This window comes from Pseudomonas anuradhapurensis (assembly GCF_014269225.2).
GTDB classification, from domain to species: domain Bacteria; phylum Pseudomonadota; class Gammaproteobacteria; order Pseudomonadales; family Pseudomonadaceae; genus Aquipseudomonas; species Aquipseudomonas anuradhapurensis.
On record NZ_CP077097.1, the window covers coordinates 2,996,616 to 3,017,981 of the forward strand.

Annotated in this window: 18 protein-coding genes and 2 pseudogenes; 7 read left to right on the forward strand and 13 right to left on the reverse strand. The window is 60.4% G+C overall.

The genetic code is table 11. The annotated features are described in order from the left end of the window. Positions 1 to 59 precede the first annotated feature (59 nt). Positions 60 to 308, reverse strand: a complete 249-nt coding sequence (locus HU763_RS13860) for a hypothetical protein (RefSeq protein ID WP_170029523.1) — start codon at positions 306 to 308, stop codon at positions 60 to 62. 180 nt (positions 309 to 488) lie between these two features. On the opposite strand from HU763_RS13860, the gene HU763_RS13865 reads away from it, so the two are divergent. Together HU763_RS13865 and HU763_RS13870 are read left to right on the forward strand one after the other, a co-directional pair. Further along, entirely contained in the window at positions 489 to 1,364 is an 876-nt protein-coding gene (locus HU763_RS13865; protein WP_186685534.1) for a universal stress protein, read from the forward strand. A gap of 233 nt (positions 1,365 to 1,597) precedes the next feature. After that, positions 1,598 to 2,824, forward strand: a complete 1,227-nt coding sequence (locus tag HU763_RS13870; protein ID WP_170029521.1) for an MFS transporter — start codon at positions 1,598 to 1,600, stop codon at positions 2,822 to 2,824. Positions 2,825 to 2,830: 6 nt separating this feature from the next. Here HU763_RS13870 and HU763_RS13875 read toward each other — a convergent pair. Next, positions 2,831 to 3,654 (reverse strand): annotated as a pseudogene (locus HU763_RS13875) (helix-turn-helix domain-containing protein). A 190-nt stretch (positions 3,655 to 3,844) separates the two neighbouring features. Between HU763_RS13875 and HU763_RS13880 the strand changes: the two are divergent. After that, on the forward strand, positions 3,845 to 4,273 hold the full coding sequence (locus tag HU763_RS13880; RefSeq protein WP_186685533.1) for an MAPEG family protein: 429 nt from the start codon (positions 3,845 to 3,847) through the stop codon (positions 4,271 to 4,273). A gap of 33 nt (positions 4,274 to 4,306) precedes the next feature. Here HU763_RS13880 and HU763_RS13885 read toward each other — a convergent pair whose 3' ends face one another. After that, on the reverse strand, positions 4,307 to 5,356 hold the full coding sequence (locus tag HU763_RS13885; RefSeq protein WP_186685532.1) for an alpha/beta hydrolase family protein: 1,050 nt from the start codon (positions 5,354 to 5,356) through the stop codon (positions 4,307 to 4,309). Between the two features lie 120 nt (positions 5,357 to 5,476). Next, on the reverse strand, positions 5,477 to 6,283 hold the full coding sequence (gene dapF / locus HU763_RS13890; protein WP_186685531.1) for a diaminopimelate epimerase: 807 nt from the start codon (positions 6,281 to 6,283) through the stop codon (positions 5,477 to 5,479). A 229-nt stretch (positions 6,284 to 6,512) separates the two neighbouring features. Between dapF and HU763_RS13895 the strand changes: the two genes are divergently transcribed. Beyond that, positions 6,513 to 6,995 (forward strand): hypothetical protein, encoded by a 483-nt coding sequence (locus HU763_RS13895; RefSeq protein ID WP_186685530.1) that lies wholly within the window; start codon positions 6,513 to 6,515, stop codon positions 6,993 to 6,995. 26 nt (positions 6,996 to 7,021) lie between these two features. Further along, complete coding sequence (locus HU763_RS13900; RefSeq protein ID WP_186685529.1) at positions 7,022 to 7,246, forward strand: hypothetical protein; 225 nt, start codon at positions 7,022 to 7,024, stop codon at positions 7,244 to 7,246. A 165-nt stretch (positions 7,247 to 7,411) separates the two neighbouring features. On the opposite strand, the gene HU763_RS13905 is transcribed toward HU763_RS13900, so the two are convergent. From HU763_RS13905 to HU763_RS13935, 7 genes and pseudogenes are all read right to left on the reverse strand, one after another. Next, entirely contained in the window at positions 7,412 to 7,777 is a 366-nt protein-coding gene (locus HU763_RS13905; protein WP_186685528.1) for a hypothetical protein, read from the reverse strand. A gap of 550 nt (positions 7,778 to 8,327) precedes the next feature. Beyond that, positions 8,328 to 8,618, reverse strand: coding sequence for a hypothetical protein (locus HU763_RS13910; RefSeq protein WP_186685526.1), 291 nt, complete (start codon positions 8,616 to 8,618; stop codon positions 8,328 to 8,330). Between the two features lie 379 nt (positions 8,619 to 8,997). Continuing rightward, positions 8,998 to 9,326: pseudogene (locus HU763_RS25080) on the reverse strand (RHS repeat-associated core domain-containing protein); the annotation flags it as partial. 124 nt (positions 9,327 to 9,450) lie between these two features. Further along, on the reverse strand, positions 9,451 to 10,080 hold the full coding sequence (locus HU763_RS13920) for a hypothetical protein (protein ID WP_186685524.1): 630 nt from the start codon (positions 10,078 to 10,080) through the stop codon (positions 9,451 to 9,453). 3 nt (positions 10,081 to 10,083) lie between these two features. Beyond that, a complete protein-coding gene (locus tag HU763_RS13925; protein ID WP_217884008.1) occupies positions 10,084 to 14,718 on the reverse strand; it encodes an RHS repeat-associated core domain-containing protein in 4,635 nt (1,544 codons plus the stop codon). Further along, entirely contained in the window at positions 14,715 to 17,690 is a 2,976-nt protein-coding gene (locus tag HU763_RS13930) for a type VI secretion system Vgr family protein (protein WP_217884009.1), read from the reverse strand. Before HU763_RS13930 ends, HU763_RS13925 begins: the two co-directional genes overlap by 4 nt. A 114-nt stretch (positions 17,691 to 17,804) precedes the next feature. Then, positions 17,805 to 18,323, reverse strand: a complete 519-nt coding sequence (locus HU763_RS13935) for an Hcp family type VI secretion system effector (RefSeq protein WP_011531920.1) — start codon at positions 18,321 to 18,323, stop codon at positions 17,805 to 17,807. A gap of 765 nt (positions 18,324 to 19,088) precedes the next feature. On the opposite strand from HU763_RS13935, the gene HU763_RS13940 reads away from it, so the two are divergent. Both HU763_RS13940 and HU763_RS13945 read left to right on the forward strand, forming a co-directional pair. Continuing rightward, a complete protein-coding gene (locus HU763_RS13940; RefSeq protein ID WP_170029512.1) occupies positions 19,089 to 19,526 on the forward strand; it encodes a DUF3592 domain-containing protein in 438 nt (145 codons plus the stop codon). A gap of 10 nt (positions 19,527 to 19,536) precedes the next feature. Next, the gene (locus tag HU763_RS13945) at positions 19,537 to 20,115 is read left to right on the forward strand and encodes a hypothetical protein (protein WP_186690661.1); all 579 of its coding nucleotides are present in this window, start codon (positions 19,537 to 19,539) and stop codon (positions 20,113 to 20,115) included. 306 nt (positions 20,116 to 20,421) lie between these two features. Here the strand turns inward: HU763_RS13945 and HU763_RS25085 are convergent, their stop codons facing one another. Together HU763_RS25085 and HU763_RS13955 are read right to left on the reverse strand one after the other, a co-directional pair. Next, positions 20,422 to 20,700, reverse strand: coding sequence for a helix-turn-helix domain-containing protein (locus HU763_RS25085; protein ID WP_186690663.1), 279 nt, complete (start codon positions 20,698 to 20,700; stop codon positions 20,422 to 20,424). Between the two features lie 25 nt (positions 20,701 to 20,725). Then, positions 20,726 to 21,364, reverse strand: a complete 639-nt coding sequence (locus tag HU763_RS13955; RefSeq protein WP_170029509.1) for a site-2 protease family protein — start codon at positions 21,362 to 21,364, stop codon at positions 20,726 to 20,728. Positions 21,365 to 21,366: the final 2 nt, after the last annotated feature.

Sequence of the window (21,366 nt, forward strand, 5' to 3'; positions counted from 1 at the left end):
CGCGCAAGCCGTTAGCGGCCCCGGTGGCAGCGGGGATTGCCAGCAGCATCCAGCGCGGTTCAGCCCATGGCCCCCAGGCCATTGCCGGCGATAGGCGTGGCATCGGCATCCGGACAACGGTTGCGGCATTCACATTCGAATTCAGCCTGCGCGCGAGTCGGCAGGTTCAGGCTCAGGCGAACCTTGTCTTGCGTGTCGTAGAGGTCGTAACCCTCCCCCAGGGCGGCAGGAAAGCCAAGCCGGCGAGGATAGGTCTCTTTCTTGAGTGGCACAGCGGGAACCACAACGAAGCGCGTCTGCATGATCATCCCCTTTCGGCAACACCTTAGTATTAGTATGGCTATGTGAAAGCATCAAGCTGGCTCATGCAAAAAATTGCCAGGCGCAGTGCTGAAGCCCTGTGCCGTACTCCTTTGATGTAAATCAAGCCGCCCAGCGGGGTTCGCGCGACGATGGCTGCACGCACGGCTTTGGACAAGGAGCCCCACATGAGCCCGCTGAAACACATACTGGTAGCCACCGACCTGTCGCACTCTGCCCGCAACGCGGCGGAGCGCGCGGCATACCTGAGCAAGGCGCACCAGGCGCCACTGGACCTGCTGTACGTTGCCAACCCGGCCCCCTTCGAGCGCCTGAAGCAACTGGCTGCACCGGATGACGGCCTGTTGAAGCGCGTGCTGGATACCGCTGGCGAGAAAATTCGCGCATTGGCCGCGATGCTGTTCCAGCGCTACGACATTGGCGCCGGTGTGGAAGTCGCCACTGGCTCGGTCACCGCCGAGATCACCCGCGTGGTGCAGGACAAACGCAGCGACCTGCTGGTTTGCGGAGCAAAGGGCCAAAGCCTGGTACGCCGCGTGCTGCTGGGCTCGACGGTACAGAAAATGCTCGACCGCATGCCCTGCCCTGTGCTGGTGGTCAAGCAGCCACCGCGCGATACCTATCGCACCTTGCTGGTGCCGGTGGATTTTTCCTCGGCGTCGCTGCGCAGCCTCGAACTGGCCAGAACCATTGCACCGCAGGCCGAGATCGTTTTGCTGCATGTGTACCAGGCCCCCTTCGAAAGCAGCATGCGCTTCACCAGCATCGATCACGACACCCTCAAGCACTATCGCAATGTCATCCGCCAGGATGCCCAACAGCAACTCGCGGCCTTGAGCGCACTCGCAGGGCTGCCCGAAGCCCGGCAGATCGTGCTGCACGGTGACCCGGCGTGGCGCATTGCCGAACAGGAACAGGCGCTGGAATGCGACCTGATCGTGGTTGGTAAACAGGGGCAAGGCGCACTGGAAGAACTGTTGATCGGCAGCGTCACCCAGCAGGTGCTGAACGAGTCCCAATGTGATGTGCTGGTCGCGCCGTAACCTGCCGTGAGGTGGAGGACAGCCGTCCTCCATTTTGGCGGGCGGTAGCCTGCTGCTTTATACCCCAGGCCAACAACGGGTGCTGCGCGCAAGGCGTTGCATCGATCGCATTGATGATTACTATCGAGCGACGCCTGTTGGCCTGGCAAAACCGCCCCGTACAATCGCTTTCAGATTCTTCCCCGCTCCTAGCGCCTGCTTCAGGCGACATCTCCCTTCCGGAATCCAAGACCATGGAAAATTCCAGCCAGGCTCCTCGTGGCCTGCCCGAACATGCGCAACAAAGTGTCAAACAACAGTGGCTGGCGATTCTCTCGGTCGCCGTCGGCGCCTTCGCGCTGGTGACCAGCGAGTTTCTGCCGGTGGGTGTACTCAACGACGTGGCCAGCGACCTCGGCATCAGTGCCGGCCACGCCGGCCTGATGGTGACCCTGCCCGGCATCATGGCCGCCCTTGCCGCGCCGTTGCTGTCGGTGGGCATTGGCGCCCTGGACCGTCGCTACCTGCTGATCGGCCTGACACTGATCATGATTATCGCCAACGCCGTGGTGGCCTATGCCAGCGACTTCAGCCTGCTGCTGTTCGGGCGCGTGCTGCTGGGCATCAGTATCGGTGGCTTCTGGGCGACCGCCATCGCCCTCAGCGGCCGCCTGGCCCCCAAGGGCGTGGGCGTTGCCCAGGCCACCTCGATCATCATGGTCGGGGTGACCCTGGCCACCGTGCTGGGCGTGCCGGTAGGCACCTGGCTGAGTGGCCTGATGGGCTGGCGCATGACCTTCCTGATCACCGCGCTGCTGGGTGTCCCGGTGCTGCTGGCGCAGGTACTGTTGCTGCCCCGGCTCAACCCGGACAAGGCCATCCGTATCAGCGACCTGCCGGCCCTGTTCATCAACCCACTGGCGCGCGTCGGCCTGATCGCCGTCCTGCTGATCGGCCTGGCGCACTTTGCCGCGTACACCTATGTGGCGCCGTTCTTCAAGCAGAGCTCCGGCTTCGATGGGCCGACCATTGGCTCGTTGCTGTTGCTGTATGGCGTGGCCGGGGTAATCGGCAATCTGTTTGCCGGTTTCGCGGCCAACCGCAGCGTGCGCCATACCCTGCTACTGGTCGCGGTGATGATCGGCACCAGCACCGCGCTGTTTCCGCACTTCGCCACCGGCCTCAGCGGTGCCGCGATGCTGATCGGGTTGTGGGGCTTCGCCTTCGGTGCGTTCCCGGCCTGCGCGAGCATCTGGATGTTCGTGGTCGCACCGAAGGATGTCGAACGTGGCATGCCGCTGTTCGTTGCCATGTTCCAGGTGATCATTGCGCTGGGCTCGTTCTTCGGCGGGCGCATCGTCGACCAGCTGGGCAGCGCGGTGCTGTTGAGCTTGGCCACGGCGCTGGTCGGCTGTGGCTTCGCCACCGTGCTGGTGCTGGGGCGTAATGTCAGCAACAGCCTGGCGGCGCAACCCGGCTGAGGGCCATCAGCGATAGCCGTGTGCCAGGTTCCACTGCTCGAACGCCTGCGCCATCCGTTGCCGGGTCGACAGGTCGGCGGGTATCAAATGTTCGATTGCAATGACTCCACGGTAATGTCCAGTGGCATGCCGAAGGTGGTGAAGGTAGAGACGAAACTCAACTCACCAGTTGCCGTGCACACACGTGTCAGCAGCATCGGGCTGGTGACCGTTGCCTGCATGGCATTACCCGGGGGCGGAAGGCTGCTCAGGCGCTTGGCAAGGGCCGGATTGCAGGCCGACTCCCGGGCCGCACGGTGCCAGGCAGCGGCACGGACCTCCTGCGCATTTGCCAAGCGGTCACCCCGCCCCCCGGGGCTGAGCAGCGTCTCCAACAAGTTAAGGCCTGCAGCCGAATCCTGCGGTATGCCCGCCATGGCCAACAGCAGACCGGTGCTGACATTGGCAGCTGTAATGTCCCAGTTGTTGTCGAGGACGATGGCAGGCACCGGATTGTTCGCCTGCAGGATCTGCTCGATGGCCGCGTGAACTACATCCAGGGCGGGCGATTCGAGCGGCGTTGCGGCGTAGCGAGGGGCATAGCCAGCAGCGAGAAACACTTCGTTGCAGTACTCCAGCGATGCCCCCAGGGCCGAAAGCACGGCGTGCAAGGTACCGGGGCTCGCTCTGGCGCGCCCAGTTTCGACACAGCTGAGGTGGCGTTGGGAAACGCCGGCCATGAGCGCAAGGTCCAGCTGACTGAGCCCCGCCTGACGGCGCAGGTTGCGCACATGCTGGCCCGCCGTCGTAGTTGGGGTGACGGTCTTCTGGTAGTACCGCAAGCGATCCATGCCTTACCTCCGATTAATCCTTGTGTCCTGTGTCATGACCTCACAGGTCATTGAGCGTAAAGCACCCTGTCCGTACTGTGCCAGCAAACCCTACCAAGGACAGGACCATGGCAGTTCGCCTGTTTGCGCTGGCTTCTTTGCGGCTTTTTTCGCTGTTTCCCTATCCCACCATTGACCGGAGGCGCCAGGGATGACCAGTGCATTGACGGTCTATGCATCATGCGTGGTGGTGCTGTTCCTGAAGATGTTTGCGGTGTCCTGCTACCAGGGCTTGTTCCGGTTACGTCACAAGGCATTCACCAATGCAGAGGATGCCGCTGTGTTCAAGCGGGCAGCTCGGGGCCAGGAGCTGGCGCAAGTCATCCGAGGCAGCCGGGCATGGGCGAACGACCTGGTAAACATTCCGGCGTTCTTCGCGCTCGGTGGGCTGGCCATTGCCCTGAATGCCCCTGCACCCGTCACGGCCAGTCTGAGCATTGTGTTTACCGTCGCCAGAGTACTGCACACCCTGGCCTACCTGAAGGGCATCCAGCCTTGGCGAACGGCCTGCTACGGTGTCGGCATCTTCTGTTTGCTGGGGCTCTGCGCATCGCTCATGAAGACCCTGCTATCGCCGTGATCGAGCCGGCCAGGTGTCAACTGTCCAACGGCCTCAGCGATCAGCCATGGCGAAATGCTGCTGCAGGAAGCCACTGACCAGTGAGGCAATCTGCAACTGGATCTGCGTCCGCGTGCGGGCGCTATTACCATCTCGGCAAATAGCGCCGTCCCCAGCCGCGTCCTCTTCAAGCAACGCCACCGCACCTGGTTTGCACGGCGACAGGAAGCTGAAGTGGCTGGCGTCCGCGATCTCGACATAACGGCTGGTCGCCGCAGGCAGGCGCTTGGCCAGGTCGGCAGACTCCAACTGCGCCGGGAGGTCTGCCGAAGGCGCACCCGCCGCAATCACCAGCGCCGGCACCGGCAATGCCGCCAGGCTTTCATCGCTCAGGCCCCGTGACAGGCCAAGATCCAGGGTAACGATGGCGGTGACACGGTCGTCGCGCAGATCGCCGCCCAGGCGTGCCTGCGATACCGGGTCGCGGTCGGGATTGATCTGTTTGTAAACGCTGCAACTGGACAACTGCGGATGGGTGACGCAGTCCTGGGCGAAGCGCGTGGCATCGAACCGGGCGCCGGCGATTTCCAGCGCAGTCCAGCCCCCCAGGGAATGGCCGACCACTGCGACCTGCCCTTTCGCCACCCGTCCAACCTGGCCCGCCCGGGCCATCACCGCATCAATGGCCCGGCGCAGGTCGATGGGGCGCTGCCACAACTGTGCCGCGGCCGCAGGGCCGCGATCGCGGGTGGTGGTGCCGGGGTGGTTGACCGCCGCCACGATGTAGCCTTGGTGGGCCAGTGCACTGGCCAGCCACGACTGGTTGCCCCAGTTTCCGCGAAAGCCGTGGGAAAGCACCACCAGCGGGTATGTGCCTGCAGCTGGAGGTGCGTCGTGTACGGCGAGGTCACCGATGAACACTGCGGTATCAGCGACCAGCCGGGGGGCGGCAGTGGTCGTACTCGGGTACCAGATGACCAGCTCCAGCGGGCGGGCATTTTGCTCGTCCGATAATGTCGAGGCTTGGAAGCCAATGGTCTTGTAGCCAGCGAATGCCGGTAGCTGCAGGCTAATGAAGAGCAGCAGGCCGAGGACTGTTTTCATTGTTTTTGTCTTCCTTGACGGGGTTCAGTGTCGAGAGGATGCGAACCGAGCGCAGGCACCATACCAGCCATGGTGGCGGCACACCCATACTTTTGCGCAGCGGGGTTGCGATGAGCGCATTCAGCCGATCTGTGACAGACACTCTTGATCCAGCCAATACCGCCCAATCTTGCACACCGGGCCCTGCATGAGGACGTTGTAGGCCTCATCGAGCTCGATGGTGATTTGCCCCCCCGGCATGTGCACGGTCACCTGATCATCAACGAACCCAAGCCGATGTGAGACTGCCGCAGCGGCACAACTGCTGGTGCCCGAAGACAGGGTGTAGCCCACGCCACGCTCCCAGATCTGCACCGTCAGGTTTCGGCGATCCACAACGTTGACGAATTGGACGTTGGTTCTGTTTGGAAAAAGTGCCAAGTGCTCAATGATTGGCCCGAATCGGCGTGCAAGTGTCTCGGTGGGTTGCTCGACGAACACTACGCAATGGGGGTTGCCCATCGACACGGGGTTCAGTTGCAGTTGCATGCCATCGACGTCCACTGCGTGGCGTTCGGTCTCGGGGAATGCCGCCATTCCCATGGCGACGGAAATGCGTCTTCCGTGGTCGAGTACCTGGCAATGAACCTTGCCGCCTTTGGTTGCCAGTTCGAACGCTTCGTCTGTAACGATGCCCTGGTCCCAAAGGTAGCGACACAGGATTCGCAGGCCGTTGCCGCTCTTCTCCGCCTCGGAGCCATCAGTGTTGAAAATACGCACCGAGAGCATTTTGCCTGGCTCGATGACAGGCACCAGGATGCCGTCACTGCCCAGTCCTTTATGCCGATCGCATATCACCGAGATAGCCGGGGCCGAGAAATCGAACGGGGTATCGTCGTGGTAGACGAGATAGTCGTTGCCAGCTGCGTGATATTTTACGAACTGCATGAGTTGGGGCACCAGGACGATTCGGGGCGGGAAATGATGAAGTGTGGCTGAAACATAGCACACGACCGTTGCGCCGTTAGCGGGCCCTGGGTGGGGACGTCACGTTGGCCGAGAGCAAACGCTATGAGTACCGGCAAGCGCGGGAGGGAGCGCACCGTGCGAGGCTGCGAATTTGCATCTGGATACCCGGTTGTTCAGAATTATTGTCTGTTACGAAAGGATGCGTTGAATGAAATTTGAAGGAACATATCAGTACATGGGCAACCACGGGATCGTGTTCAGCGTCTCGCAGATCACCCTTACCGACAGTGAACGCGGCCGCTTGCGCGAGCTGCATTTCGGCGAAGCAAAGCGCGCCCATTTTCAAGTCAATAGCAAAGTCGTAGAGATATACGACAAGGTGCAGGCAAAAAACCTGCCCTGCGTGATGATGGTCGGCATTTCCCAACCGCTGACCCGTCAACAAGCAGACACTCTCAATACCCAGCGCACCAGCATTGCCAACCTGGCTCTGTCCGCCTTCGGTGGGGCTGCCCGTACCGTGGGCAATCTGGCCGGGCCACTAGCAGGGCTCGCCGCCGGCACTGCTGTAGGGATGGGGGTGCGCTCTTACGTTAATGACGTTTTACCCACTTACCATGCTGGCGACGTTATCGTGAGTATTCAGGCGCAGGTGAATGGTGGGATTGGCCCGCAGCGTACTGCTGAGTGATCATCAGGGCTTGATAGGAGGTGCAGATGTCCGAACCTATCCAGGTAGTCATCTTCGTTGCGCTGGCTTTTCTATTTGAACGAGTCCTTAAACCGTACCGGCTGCGTAAGTGGCTAGGCGTTGCAATGATCATTGCAGGACTGATTGGTAGCGTTGCGCTGAGCCGGCCCCATTTGCAGGGCTTTGACTTGGGGTTGATGTCTGCCCTTGCTGTGCTGGTCGGCATCGGGTTGTTTCTGACTAGACGATGATTTGAGAGGAAAAAATTTAAATCAAAATACGCCGAATATGGAGAAGCACTAAGCCGGCAGGAATCAACACAACCCTCGCCAGCGAACAAACCGCAGCCTAAGTTTAATACAGCTTCCACTCTTCAATCAAACCCACCAAACAGCAACAACACTGAGGGACTCAAATCAAGCGCCTATATACCTGTACTTCAACTCGCACTTATCACCCTCAATGGAAAATTCAGCATGCAGAATGGCCTCCCCTGCCTTGCCATCAACTAGCAATACACATTCCACACCTAAAGCGCCATCATCCATAGGATAAAAATCGATCAAACTTCGCCCTCCAGCTTGAACCTGCCCAGCATTTGCCAAGTTCGCAATTGAAAGCTTTACTCCCGAATCATAAAAACCATCAATTGATTCACATATTTCGTCAATCACAGAAGGAGTTATAGAAAACTCTCGCCGCAATAGGAATGAATCTCTATTCGAAACACCATCTACGAAACGCTTTAACTTACTGTAAGCCAACTGCTCTACACACTTCATTTTTTTATTAAACCTCGCACGCCCCAAGGGCGTCTGTGTAGTTGTATCACTGCCAACTCCATCCCAGTGAAATCCTAGCCTGCAATGCCGCACACTTCACAACCATTGGGCTCAACCCCGCTAATCGTAGAGCGCTATAATCCACTATGATCTCGCCACCCAAAACCCTTGCAGTAGAGACACTATTCTGCGTCGTGTTAGCACGGTACTGCGGGGTTCCTCTCGTCCTACCATCAGGGTTTCTTTCTATGAAGGCTAATCGTCATTAATGCCATACCCTAAAATCCCTTTCATCGCTGCATCTCGGTAAATATGATGGGAGGCACCAATTCGCCAAGGCCATCGTAGTTGTAGTCCACCTTGAGCTTGTCGTCGTTGTACCCCGTTAGCCGGTTGAACAGGTCCTAGGTGAGATGGCCTGGGAACCATTGTGAAAACCGTCGATCAGGTATCTGCCCTCCTTGTAGTTGCAACAGGCTTAATAGCAACCATTACTATCCTTTAATGTACAATTTAATTGCGAATACTCACAAGCCGAATCACCCCGCAATCAACTCGCCAAAAAATCCTGGACCTTAAAAGACAACTCTCCAATACAAAATTCTATAGCATCAGATAGCTGATCAAAATCTCTACGAACATAGGCCATGTATAGACTAGTTGCATCCTCATATTTATCTAAATAATGATCAAAACCCACGCTACACCTAGAGCCAGACAATCTCAAAAAAAGCTCCTTTTTTATCAACTCGCCCTCACTCCAATATTCCGCATTAACCCATATACACCCTTTATTTCTAAGTCGCGCATTGATTTCTTTCAAATCATTTACCCCGACCATGCCACCTCCTATTTCCGCTGACAACTAGCACGGCGCTCTACAAATATATCAGCCCTTCCCCCATTTGGCGTAACAACGCTTACATGAGGAATAGTTTTATGCGGGTGCCCGTCCGGCAAAGATTCGTACCCAAAGAGAACGCCGGTAGCAGGATTAATTTTGTAATCCATATGGTAAGACGCCAGACCTGATCCATTTTGACGATTTGACTTGAACGCCGCCTTGTCTCTTGCAGTTTTATCTGCATCCTTATCACCCGCCCCGCAGACTTTTGTGCGCCTGGGAAGGCTCCGAATAGAACTGCTGATGCATCCTTGAATGAACATACCGTTACACTACGACCCGCTCTCAGCTCAAAAATTGCTTTAGCAATTGACTTAGGGGACAGCCCTAGGGGATCGGTCCATTGTATTGGATTGAAACGTTCAAGCCCCCAGCATAGCTAATGGGATCCTGACTAAGGAACTTACCAGCTTCCGGATCATAATATCGATAGCGTTGTAGTGTAGCCCCGTCTCATGATCGTGATACTGGCCTTGGAAGCGAATCGGGTTACTTAGGCCATGCTGTTTCGCCACCTCCGTGCCACAGCGGATCCTGGTGAAAGTCATATTCGCGCTGACTCCATTCCGGCTGTTCCTGCGAACGGATCGGACTGTCGCGCAGCGCTTGAGCAACCGGCACGAAGCTGCCCGATTCGTACAGGTAACAAATGAGAAATTCGCGGGCAGGTTGGCTGAAAAAGTTTGCCAATGCTGCCCATTTTTGATGGGTTATCTTGCCATCCCAAATTTTACACTATTATCATGCGAGCATGACGCCCCCTATAAGATCAATTGTACGGAAGTTCCTTCGCGTCATTGACAAACTTTATATTTCCACTAGGAGCAGCAAGATCTGAGATAATATTCAACACATGATCCATACTGGATGAGACCAGATCAAATGCACCCCAACCATGCTCCCCGGAACTGATCCTTATTCCAAAAAAATGGCACGTTGCCAGTAAGCTCTCATAAAGCTCCACGCTAACTTTGCGACGATCATCATCGATGAGCACTGATAGCAAAGCGGGCGCAGGAGAAGGCACATCATGATACTTCGATAAAACCCTATGCTTCTTGCAACTCAAAACATAGTCCTCATACTCTTTCACAAGAACCTCAAATTCACCCCCTTTGCTCATAAATATATATCCTGGGATATTTTTTTCTACCTGCTCTCCAGGCCTACATATACGATTTTTACTCGCATCCAAGTAGAAACATCTGTTTAGCAGGCGCCTTATAAATTCTTCCGAATTCTCACACGTTTTGAAGCCTACAACACCACTAGCACTTGAAGCGGTCATTGTGAGAAATTCGTCATCATCTTTTGCAGGAAGCCCTCTAATTAAATCATTTGAAATATTTTTGAATTTCCGAAACGCATCACCATAAACGACCAAATCGTAATTAGTCATAACCTAGCCCGGATAAGTAAAAATAATTGTTTCGCCTTTTTTATCGGTAGCATGTACATGGGCACTTCTATGGTGTTCAGGTTGCCCTTCACCCGTCATATGTGGGTGGCCATCAGGATGATCAAATACTTCGGATCCGTCTGTATAGGATCTACCGAGGCACTTAACGCCACAACCTTTTAGAGTTGCGTAATTCTTTCCTCGGCTGTCGTCTCGTAACTGTTCAATTGGAATCTCCTCGCCGCCCTTGCTCTTCCGTGGAACTTGTGCATGCTGCTGGGCTTTTCTCAGCGCTATAGAACGACTTTTAGTAGCGATTACGCGTTGCAGGCCAAGCGGGTCAGCCCATTCTAGCGGGTTAGGGGCGTATTCATAAAAATTCAAACCGCCCGCATAGCTAATCGGATCCAAGCTAACAAATCGCCCAGCCTTTGGATCATAGTATCGATAGCGGTTGTAGTGCAGCCCGGTTTCGTGATCATGGTACTGACCTTGGAAGCGAATCGGGTTGCTCAGGCCGTGTTGTTTGGCCCATTCCGAGCGCTCCTCTTTGACTTCACCCCACGCCTTGTACTGCCCCGCCCAAGCAACATTGCCCTGCTCATCGGTCAGCTCCATCGGCGTACCGAGATGGTCGCACTGATACCAGGCAATTGCGTCAAACGCCTGCGGTTTCACCTCCGTATGCCACAACGGATCCTGGTCAAAATCGTATTCGCGCTGGCTCCAGTCCGGTTGCTTGTGCAAGCGGATCGGGCTCTTGCGCAGCGCCTGAGCGACCGGCACAAAGCTGCCCGGCTCGTACAGGTAATGCACGGTACGGCCAGTATCGCCATCGTCCCTTGGCGGTGAGCTCTCCCAGGCCAGGGTGTCGCCATCCCAGCCAAACAGGGTAAAGCCGCAGCCAAGTTCACGTTGGCGCTTGGCCCGTTGCAGCTGGTTCCAACCGGTGCCCGCTTCCGGCCTGTCCCAGAAGTGCGCCACCGAGTGCTTGTGCAACCGTCGACCCAGGGCGTCGTAGCTGTAGTCGACCTTGAGCTTGTCGTCGTTGTACCCCGTTAGCCGGTCGAACAGGTCCCAGCTGAAATGGGCATGGGAGCCGTTGTGCAGCCGATGAATCAGGTTGCCGCGTTCGTCGTACTTGTAATGGGTCCCGGCGTACTCGCGCAGCAGGTTGTCCATCAGCTTGTTGCGCCGTGGATCGGCTTCCAGCGGGCGGTTCAGTTCCTGGCGCTTCTGGTCGAGCAAGTTGCCGGCCGGGTCGAAGGCGAAGGTTTCCACGCCCAGGCGGCTGGTGGCCTTGAGCAGGCGTCCCACCGGGTCGTACTGGTACTCCAGCGGGCCACGGCGGCTGTCGTGGATGTTGGTCAGCTGGCCAGCGGCGTCGTAGCGGTACTGGCGCTTGAGCAATGTGGACTGCCCGTCATGGCTGCCGAGCAGTTGTTCCTGCAGTCGCCCGACCGGGTCCCAGCCCTGGCTCTGCATCAGCTTGTTGCCTTGATGGCGCACCACTTCGCGGTGCAGGTCATCGCGCTCGTAGGCCAGCATCTCGTGCTGGTCGAGGGTCATGCCGAGCAGGTGGCCGCTGCCATAGGTCAGCCAGCTGACCTTGTGGCCATCCGGGCGGATCGTGCTGATCCGCTGGTTGAGCGCATCGTATTCGTGCTGCCACACCGCGACCATCGGCGTGCCGGTGGCCAGGTAATGCTGGTGCTCACGGGTCAGGTTGCCCGCTTCATCGTGGAACCATTGCAGCTTGCTGGCGGCATTGATCGCCTGGATCAGCTTGCCGTTGCCGTCGTAGGCGAAGGTCTCGCTCTGGCTCTGCTCGCCCAGGCGGGCGGTGCGCTCGGCCAGGCGGCCCATGCGGTCGAAACGCAGTTCGATACGGCGCTGGCCGACTTGGGTGCTCGCCAAGCGTCCGCTGTGCGGGTCGTACTGGTAGCGGGTGACCAGGCCATCGAAACCCGTCTCTTGCAACAAACGGCCGACCGGGTCGTAGAGGAAGCTCGCCTTGCTCTCGTTTTCGTTTTCCAGCCCGATCAAACGCCCAAGCTTGTCCCAACGGTAGCGCAGGGTATGTTCCGCCGCATCGACGCGCTCGGCCAGCAGCCCGACAGCGTTATAGGACCAAGTGGTGCAGCGGTCGAGGGCGTCCACATGGGCCAGCAGACGGCCTTCTGCGTCGTAGTTGAAACGCTCCTCGGTCTTGTCCGGGTGGGTGACCTTGGCCAGTTGGCCAGCCTGGTATTCATAGGCGGTCTTGTTGCCCGCCGCATCGGTGAACTCGCTCAGTTGGCCGAAGGCGTTGTAGGCCCAGTGACTGGTCTTGCCGGAGCAGTCGGTGTACTCGAGCAACTGCCCGGCGTCGTTGTAGACGAGTTTCTTCTCGTTGCCGATGGCATCCTTGATCGCCTTGACCAAGCCGGCCGGGGTGTAGGCGAACTCGGTCTTGTTGCCCAGCGGGTCGACGGTCTCGACCAGGTTGCCGCGCTCGTCGTAATCACGCAGCCACTGCCCGCCTTCGGCATCGCCGATCTTGATCAGCTGGTCCTGGTCGTCATAGGCGTAGTGCACCACGCTGTGGTCGGCGCGGATGTGCTCGAGCAGGTTGCTGCGCGCGTCGTAGGTGAAGCGGTCCTGGCTGCCGTCGGGGTGAACGTGGCGGATGATGTTCTTGCGCTCATCGCGGAACAGCCACTCGGAGTTACCGTCCGAATGCTGGATGCGGTAGGTGTAGCCGAGGATGTCGTAATAGTGCTTTGTCTGCTGGCCGTGGGCGTCGGTCACGGTGGTCAGGCGGATGTGCTTGTCCCATTGCAGGCGCGTTTCGAAGCTGCCGTCGTCGGCCCACTCGCGGATGGCCTTGGCATGCGCCCCCGTACCGTCCCATTCGAGGTTGAAGCCGCGCTGGGTCCGGTCGGTATAGCGCGTCACCAAGTGATGCTGGTACTGGTAGTGCCAGGCGGCGCCGTGCTCGTCCTGGGCGGCGATCAGGTCGCCCTGGTCGTCGTAATGGTAGGCGCACAGCTGGCGCAGCGGCTTGCCGTCGACCACCTGCCACACGCCCTGGATATGCCCGTGGTCGTCGAGCAGCGTGCCCAGTTGCAAGTGCACCTTGCTCGGGTCGTTGTCCTCATAGGTGTTGATGTCGGACAACACCGGGCGGCCGTTGTAGTGATGCTCGTAATGCAGCATCGCGCCGGCACCGCTGCGCAGGACGATATGAACCAGATAGAACCGATCACCGACCCGCTCGTAGGTCTCACGGCGCTCCAGCCCACGCAGGAGGATGATCTGAGTGTCGCTGGTACGCACCAGGCTCCGGTACTCGATCGGATCGTAGTGCGGCTTGCCCTGCCTGGGCAGCGGATACGGGTGGCTGCGGCCGTCGACGTCGTGGAATAGCAGGCCGTCGTCGATCACGTCGATGCAGGTGCTGAACTCGGTCAGCCAACGGGCGCCCAGGCTGCTGTCGTCCAGCTCGGCCAGGCGTGAGTTATAGGTCCGCGCCCAAGTGACCGGGAATGGCCCGGGCAGGCTGAAGTCGACGTGCTGCAGGGTTTCGCTGCCCAGGGCGAAGTTGATGTCGCGGGTGGTTCCTGGGCAGGGGCCGTTCTTGCAGCGGTTGGCCGCGTTCCTGGGTGGTGCTTCCTCGCGCTGGGTTTCGAGCTTGCCTTGCGTGGCCTGGTGCCGCGCGGTGCTGGTGGCGTTGGGTTTGATGTTGGCGTTCACAAGCTGCGGATTGCGCTTGCGCCACAGCGCGACGCTACCGGCCAGGATCAGGCGCAACGCCTCGATCGAATGTGGGTTGCTGGCCGAACCCAGCTTGAGGATCTCGCTCTTGATGCGAGGCGCCAGCACGCGCAACCTGGCGACTTGCTGGTGGCCGTAGAGCTTGGCCTCGGCACTGATCGTCGCGCTGGCGGCCATGTTGGCCATGCCCTTGCCAGCGGCCTTGTAGGCACTCCAGGCCGCGTCGAAGATGTTGTCGATACTGGCCAGCGGATCGTGCAGCAGTTGCTCGGCCGCCTTGCTCGCCTTCTTGCCTGCCTCGCCGAGGTCCTTGCCGCTGTCGAGGTCGCCATCGATCAGGGCATCCAGGCCTTTGCAGATCTCGTTGAGAATTTCCTCGCCCTTGCCACCCGCTGCCGCCAGGGTTTCCTTGAGCTTGCCCTCGGCCTGGCTGACGAAGTCATCCAGGCTACCGATGATGTCGGCGTTCAGGTGCCCGGCAATGATCTCGATCAGCGCGTCGCCGAGGATCTGCTTGCCCTCCTGGCGCACCATGAACAACATCGGCCGCAGGCTCATGCGTGCGGCGGCCATGTTCGGTGGCACCGGCACTACGCCGATCAGGTTGATGCCCAGGCTGACCCAGTCCCACGGGTCCGGCTTGTCGCTCTCCGCCAGGGTGACGATGTCGCCCAAAGCGTCGATCAGGGCGATGATGTTACCCACCACCGGCAAGGCACCTGCGACGTTCTTGATGCGCTCGAGGGTGACATAACCGTCGCTGATATCGCGCAGCCAGGCATCGAACACCGCCGCGCCACGGCCGACGTCTTCGATATGGATTTCGTTCAGGGGGACGATGGCGACTTCGCGGCCACCGGGTTGGGAAGTCTGTGTGGTCATGAAATCAGCTCGCCTGGCATCAGGTCAGTCAGGGTGTTGAGGTTCGGTGCCTTGAAGGCAGGGCGTTCGGGTAGCGCCGGCAGTTTTGGCAGGCTGGCCATGGCCCCCTGCACGGCGACACCGGCCTTGGTCGCAGCGCCCAGGGTGCTGGAGGCGGCGGGCAGTGCCGAACTGGCGACGCTGGCCAGCTGCGGCAGGCCGGCGACACCGCCTTGGAGCGCACCTTGCACCTGCTGCACGGTCTGCATTGCAGCCTGCCCGGTCTTGAGCAGGCTGATGCCGGTCTTGGCCGCGGCCATGCCACTGCTGGCCAGTTGCTTGATCGTGCCCATTGCTGCACCGCTGCCATCAGGCGTGAGCGTGTCGATCATCGAATCAAGCATTGAGGGCGCACCTTCTTCGGTCGCCGCCAGCTTCGGCCAGGGCAGGCCCTTGGCGAAGCTGCCGAGACTCCAGGTGTCAGCCGTGTCAAGGCCGAACGCCGCCGTGGCTGGCCCGGGCGCGGCGCCAGACACGGCGTTGAAGCCCTGCCCGTCCAGCGAACCCTTGAGCACTGTGCCCAGGGCGTCGGTAACCTCGTAGTCGCCGGCCTGGATGCCCTTGGTGTTGGCGTACAGGTTGAACAGCTCCAGCGCGCCTTTGCCGGGCTTGGGCGGCTCGGGGAAGGTGCCGGCCTTGCTCGCCGCACCGATGTGCGCAAACTTCGCGGCATGGGCGGTGTAGTTGCCGCTGGTGACGTGGGTGATGCCGCTGGCGTTGTAGGTGGTGGCACTGCCGCCGCCCTGCACCACCAGTTCGGTCTTGGCCTTGAGGATGATGCGGTCGGCGTTGGCGGTGATGTCCAGTTTGGCCAGCAGGTTGATGCTGTCCTTCAGCGCACGGAAGTCGATGTCGCCTGCAGCCGCCACCAGACGGAAACCGAGACTCTGCACGAACAGGCGCATGCCCTGGCTGGCACTGGCCAGCAGGCGTTTGCCGATCGACATACTGGTGTGGCCGGTACTGCTCAAGGCCAGGTGGCTGCCGCTGGTGAGGTGGTTCGGGCCAGGCGTGGTCAGGGCGATGCCGGCCGGGCTGGACACCACAAGGTGCGGCTGGGTGAATTCGGCGAACTCGTTCTTGGTCAGGTCGCCTGGGCCACTGCCGAGGATACCTTGGTGCTGGGCGTGCAGGTCCTTGGCGACCTGATCCTGGTCGCCCGGTTCCTGGGCCTGCATCTGCTTGGCCAGCTGCGCCAGGCTGTCCTGCTGCTCGCTGGCAGTGGCCAGGCGTTCGGCGGTTTCGGGCAGGTCCTTGTGGTGCCGGGCTTCGTTCGGGCGCGGTTCGGTGGTGAGCAGCAGGCCGCCGGCGGCGCGTACGGCGCCGTGGCGATCGGTGCGCAGCTCGAAGCCCTCACCCCGTGGCGCGCCGCCGCTCGGCCGTGGGTGGGTCAGGTAGCCGAGGTTCAGGGCACTGGCGCCGTGGTCGCTGCGCAGGGCGATGCTGATCTCGCTGGTGGTGTCGTCGATGCGTAGTTCGTTGTTGCGGCTGCCCTTGTATTCCTTGCTCTTGATCGTCGCCAGGGTCTTAAGGTCGGGCAGCTTGTAGTGCGGCATGTTCACGCCGTGGTACAGGCAGCCGGTCACCAGCGGCTGGTCGGGGTCGCCTTCGAGGAAGCTGACCAGCACTTCCATGCCCACCCGCGGCAGTTGCAGGCCGGCGATGCCCTGCCCGGCCCAGCTCGACGCCACGCGCATCCACACGCTGGATTTGTCATCGGCCTGGCCTTCGCGGTCCCAGAAGAACTGCACCTTGATCCGGCCATATTCGTCGCAGTAGATCTCTTCGCCCTCGGGGCCGCTGACCACCGCGCGCTGCTCGCCCAGCACCTTGGGTTTCGGGTGTTTCAGCGGCGGGCGATAGGGTTGCTCCCAGGGCGTGACCACGAAGACGTTGCGGTAGCCCTGCTGGAACCCGTCGAAACGCGGATCGACGTCGCTGGTGATGGCTTCTTCCAGCACCTGCGGCTGGCGGCCCTGGTGGCGCACCTCGGTGAGCAACCACAGGTCGTTCCACTGGGCGTTGGGGTGGCTGGCCAGGGTCAGGAAGTGCCCGCTGGCCAGCAGCGGCTGGTCGCTCTGGCCCTCGGCCTGGCGGTAGTCGCTGCGGTGGCGCTCCAGGGCGCGGGTAGCCAGGTGCTTGCCGCGCGAGCGGTCGAGGAAGCGGCCGGGATAGTCGTAGTCTTCCAGGGCCGGCTCGGCGTGGCTGTCGGCGGCGCCTTCGAGCTGGATCAGCGGCTTCTTGAAGTCGTAGTCGCGGCGGGTGACGCTGCTGGTGCGGGTTTCCACGCGCAGGCCGAAACGCTTGATCATCGGCGTGTCGGCGACCAGCCCGGAGTCGTGCTGGAACTGTACGGGGGCCAGTTTCGGGAACACCGTCTGGTCGTCGCCGAACAACAGCTGGTGGCCTTTGGCGCTGTGGCGGAAGTGGTAGTGGATGCCCTCTTCTTCACACAACCGCTGGATGAATTGCAGGTTGGACTCGTCGTACTGCACGCAGTACTCGCGGTCCGGGTAAACGGCGCCCAGCTGGAACTGGTAGGCGTTGGCGAGGATGCCATGCTCTTCCAGCACCTGGGCGATGATCTTCGGCACGTTCAGGTGCTGGAACATGCGCTGGTTGATACGGTGGGCCAGGTAGGCCAGCTGCGGGCGCAGGGTCACCTGGTAGCGGGTCAGGCGCTTGCCCGCCTCGCCTTGCGCGGCGCGGTAGATCAGCCCATGCAGGCCGCGTCCGGCGTCGCCCAACTGAAGGAACGCGGGCTTGTGCAGCAGGCTCTCCAGGTCCAGCGAGGGACGTTCGCTGACCAGCTCCAGGTCGATGGCGTAGGGCAGGCTGATGGCTTCCTTGCCGTCGAAGGCGAGGACCTGGAAATCGTGCTCCAGGCCGTCGATGTGCAGGCTGAAATGGGTCTGGTTTGCGGCGGCAAACATCCTTGTCCCTCTTTCCTGGGGAGTGAAACGACCTCGGGGTAGCGCGCCGCTCACGCGGCGCTCGATCTCATGGGCGATGCAACGCTGGCGTCGATCACCCAGAGACCCCGAGCCTTAGCCGGCGACCGGTGCGCGCCAGTCGTCAGAACCGGAAGTACCGGACACTTCGTGGGTCCAGGTGATCTTGCGGTAGGTGAAATACACGTCTTCCAGGTGGGTGAAGTGGGCGTTGGCCGGGTCCTGGCAGTTGTGCATGTAGTCCTTGATGTCGACGATGATCGCGTCTTCCAGGACGGTGGTGTAGTAGTGCTCCTGGGTGCCCTGGGCCGAGGTGCGGTACCACTTGATCTCGACCTTGGTCATGCGCTCGCCCGAGGTCAGGGCGGCCAGCAGCAGCGGCGAAGCCTTGTCGAAGACCTTGGTGATCTTCACCGGCTTGTGCACGCGCTGACCCGTCGGCTGGCCGGACTGTGGATCACGCGGGATGATCACTTCGTGTTCGAAGCCCTGGACCATGACCTGGTCTTCGTGACCTTCCTGGTAGGTGTTGCCTACCGAGTCGGCGGTGAACGCGCCAGCGGTGATCAGGCCTTGTTTTTCGCCGGTGACGGCCATGTAGGCGGGAGTTGCCATGAGTGATGCTCTCCATGCTTGAGAAAGTCGCCCGGTGGCAGGAAATTGCCAGGCGGGGGACATCTCCTTATACAAGCCCCGTGCCAGATATTTTTTATCCTTTTAAATCAATAGTTTAAAAATGCTGAACACTCATTTGGATAGTTTTTCAGCTACCTGCTATCCAAAAGTTGCGCAACTTTTTGCGCAGTGCTGGCAAAAAGTTGCGCAGTTGGCTGTACACGGCGGCTACTAAGGCCTGCGAGGAACTATCCACATACTTACCCACATTCAACTGCGCAACTTCTTGCGCAGTTGACTTATGAGTCAAACGGACGGCGGTGGCCAAGCCCCAGGCTGGTCGCAGGGAATCTGCGAACTCCTCACCGACGCATCCCAGCAAAGTTTTCCAAGATCTAAACCAACAAAACCAAGGCACATTCTCGATTGGCGTCTCTAAAGCAGGTAAGCAGTGCTGGAAAGGCTCTCCAGCATCTCACTTCGGACAGTGAGCTTGATTGCCCAATCAGGATGCTTGGCACATGCAGAATCGTCTCTCCCGACTGAAGTAATCGGCTCGTACGATGAGCAAATATGAAGTAGCTAGTTAGAGTGGTAGTCCGTCTCGCGCCCAGCATCACGGGGCCGCCCTGCCACTAAAGGAGCCCAGAACGGCGTCACACGTCGATACCCGCCGGTCGCCATGCCCTCTGGCTCTGCACTTGACAGCGCGCCGCAATTTAATTGCAATAGCCGCCGTTTCAAGGACGATGCAAGGAACCTGTCATGGCCAAGACGCCATACTCACCCCGGGGCGACTTGCTCCGCGCCCTGGTTTTCCTTCCCCTGGGCCTGTGCCTGCTCTATCTCACACTTTGGCTGGTTGACGACCGGCTGGGCTTTCTGGCTCAGGCGCAACGCGCCCAAGGCACTGTCAGCGCGCTGAACGCGGGCGGCAGCCATCCCCAAATCGACTTCACCGACGCCACCGGCAAGGTAACCAGCTACCCCGAAAGCGGTTTGATCTTCGGCTACGCGGTAGGCGACCAGGTGGGCGTGCTGTACCGCCCGGAAGCGCCCGCCGCCAGCGCAATCATCGATGACCGGGGTGCGCTATGGGGGGCGAGCCTGCTGGCCGGCCTGTTCGCTCTCGTTTTCACCTCTGGAGGCGGCTACCACTTGGCCGCGTGGATTCGCCGACGCCGAACGGCGCGGCCTGTATAAGGATGTTCAGATGCACATTCCTCTACCCGTCAGCGTCAGCGACTGGCGCTACAAGACCGCCAGCGGAGGCGGCTTGACCGTTGTCTTCGCCGCTGCTGCTGGCGGCGCGCTGACACTGACTGACCCGCAGGGGGTCGACCAACAGTTTCGCTACGGGTCGCTGGGTGTCGGTGTCGGCCTTGGCACGCGCTTGCCGCGCTTTGGCAAGGTCAATTTGCATGTGCGTGGCAAGAGCGTCGGAGCGGCGGGCGCCAGCGAGGACTTCCCCGCCGTCGGCCGGGTGCTGGTGGCCGACTCGATCGCTGCCCGTGGCCTGGTTCGCGAGGATTTCGAAGGCCCTTGCGTGTTCATTGAAGGCGGGGTCGGATTGCTGGGTGGCGCCAGCGGCTCGGCAATGTTGTTCGGCCTGGACGCCAAGCTGTTGGCGATGACGGCTGCTACGCTGACGCCGATTGGCAATCTGCTTCTGCCGCACGACAGTGCCGTGCGCCTGCTGCGCTCGGCCAAGGGCGTGATCATGTCTGCCGGCCTCAACGTCGGGGTACAGGCTGGTGCTGGTGCGACGATTTCCCTCGGCGGGCTGTTCTAGGCGATTGCCGACGGACACCTGCCCAAGCCAGCTCCTACAGGTACGGCGGTCACTGTAGGAGCGGATTTATCCGCGAAGCAGGCGACACGGTGGATGGCACCGGCTTTGCCGGTGATCGCGGCTGAAGCCGCTCCTACAGGCACGCGTCAAGGGCATGCCTGTTCCCTCAGGGATCGTCCAAGCCTTCAGATGTTTGGCAACACAGTTGCTCCCACAGCAATAGCCCCCGCCTTCAGGACTGCGCTGTAGCTGTGGGAACCGCGCTTGTCGGCAATGGGCCGCGAAGCGGCCCCGGCATTGCTCGAATCAACCCGCCAGCGCCAGCGCCCTGGGCACCCCGCCACGCGGCAAGTCTTCCAGGCCAACCACGCCCTTGGCCAAGTAGCGACTGCGCCACTTGAACACCACCGGCGCGGTGACGTTCATGCGCAAGCTGACCTCCTTCGGCGTCATGCCGCTGTCCAGCAGCAGCAGGATCGAGGCCCGGGTGACGCTCCGATAAGGCATCAACCCTGAGCGAGCGATCTTCTGCAGTTGCGCTCGGTCTTCGTCCGACAAAAGAAATTCGAGTGCCTTCCTGGCCATGCAGCCTCCTGGTTCACATCCATAACTAGCCATGCAAAATGTTTCCTGGCAGTAAACTCAACAGCGTGCGGGCCGCCCACAGCAGGTACTGCCCGAGCAGCCCGGTAAACAACAAGCCAGCCACCAGCACCTGCAGGTACGGTTGCAGGCTTTCATGGCGCAACCGCCAGCGTTGCGCGCACAACGCCTGGATGCAGGTAGCCCCATCCAACGGTCGTACCGGCAGCAGGTTGACCACGACCAGGAGCACGTTGAGCGAGGCGCTGGTGTCGAGAAACGCCAGCCAGGCGCCAGGCCCGGCAAGCGGGCGTAGCGCCAGGCAGGCCGAGGCCAGCAGCAGGTTGGCCAGCGGCCCGGCCAACGCGGTGCATAGCAGGCCCAGGCGGCTGCTGGCCAATGGCGAGCCAAACGGTACCGCCCTGCCCCAGCCAACCAATGCACCCGGCAGGTGCGCCAGCGTACTCAGGGTAAATGCCGCGCAGGGCACCAGTGCCGTACCCAGCCACGAGCAATGCCGCAGCGGATTGATCGATAGCCGTCCGTTGTCCCGCGCCAGGTGGTCACCGAACAACGTCGCCACCAGCGCATGGGCCGCTTCGTGCGCAGTCACCGCCAGCACCAGCGCCGGCCACAGCATGGCCAGGCTTTCGATCACCCCGGCCATGC

Coding starts and splice junctions, on each gene's coding strand:
- HU763_RS13910 (WP_186685526.1), bottom strand. CDS start 8,618: ATGGTCGGGGTAAATGATTTGAAAGAAATCAATGCGCGACTTAGAAAT.
- HU763_RS13905 (WP_186685528.1), bottom strand. CDS start 7,777: ATGAAGTGTGTAGAGCAGTTGGCTTACAGTAAGTTAAAGCGTTTCGTA.
- HU763_RS13900 (WP_186685529.1), top strand. CDS start 7,022: ATGTCCGAACCTATCCAGGTAGTCATCTTCGTTGCGCTGGCTTTTCTA.
- HU763_RS13880 (WP_186685533.1), top strand. CDS start 3,845: ATGACCAGTGCATTGACGGTCTATGCATCATGCGTGGTGGTGCTGTTC.
- HU763_RS13895 (WP_186685530.1), top strand. CDS start 6,513: ATGAAATTTGAAGGAACATATCAGTACATGGGCAACCACGGGATCGTG.
- HU763_RS13930 (WP_217884009.1), bottom strand. CDS start 17,690: ATGTTTGCCGCCGCAAACCAGACCCATTTCAGCCTGCACATCGACGGC.
- HU763_RS13865 (WP_186685534.1), top strand. CDS start 489: ATGAGCCCGCTGAAACACATACTGGTAGCCACCGACCTGTCGCACTCT.
- HU763_RS13945 (WP_186690661.1), top strand. CDS start 19,537: ATGCACATTCCTCTACCCGTCAGCGTCAGCGACTGGCGCTACAAGACC.
- dapF (WP_186685531.1), bottom strand. CDS start 6,283: ATGCAGTTCGTAAAATATCACGCAGCTGGCAACGACTATCTCGTCTAC.
- HU763_RS13935 (WP_011531920.1), bottom strand. CDS start 18,323: ATGGCAACTCCCGCCTACATGGCCGTCACCGGCGAAAAACAAGGCCTG.
- HU763_RS13870 (WP_170029521.1), top strand. CDS start 1,598: ATGGAAAATTCCAGCCAGGCTCCTCGTGGCCTGCCCGAACATGCGCAA.
- HU763_RS13860 (WP_170029523.1), bottom strand. CDS start 308: ATGATCATGCAGACGCGCTTCGTTGTGGTTCCCGCTGTGCCACTCAAG.
- HU763_RS13955 (WP_170029509.1), bottom strand. CDS start 21,364: ATGGCCGGGGTGATCGAAAGCCTGGCCATGCTGTGGCCGGCGCTGGTG.
- HU763_RS13920 (WP_186685524.1), bottom strand. CDS start 10,080: ATGACTAATTACGATTTGGTCGTTTATGGTGATGCGTTTCGGAAATTC.
- HU763_RS13925 (WP_217884008.1), bottom strand. CDS start 14,718: ATGACCACACAGACTTCCCAACCCGGTGGCCGCGAAGTCGCCATCGTC.
- HU763_RS13885 (WP_186685532.1), bottom strand. CDS start 5,356: ATGAAAACAGTCCTCGGCCTGCTGCTCTTCATTAGCCTGCAGCTACCG.
- HU763_RS25085 (WP_186690663.1), bottom strand. CDS start 20,700: ATGGCCAGGAAGGCACTCGAATTTCTTTTGTCGGACGAAGACCGAGCG.
- HU763_RS13940 (WP_170029512.1), top strand. CDS start 19,089: ATGGCCAAGACGCCATACTCACCCCGGGGCGACTTGCTCCGCGCCCTG.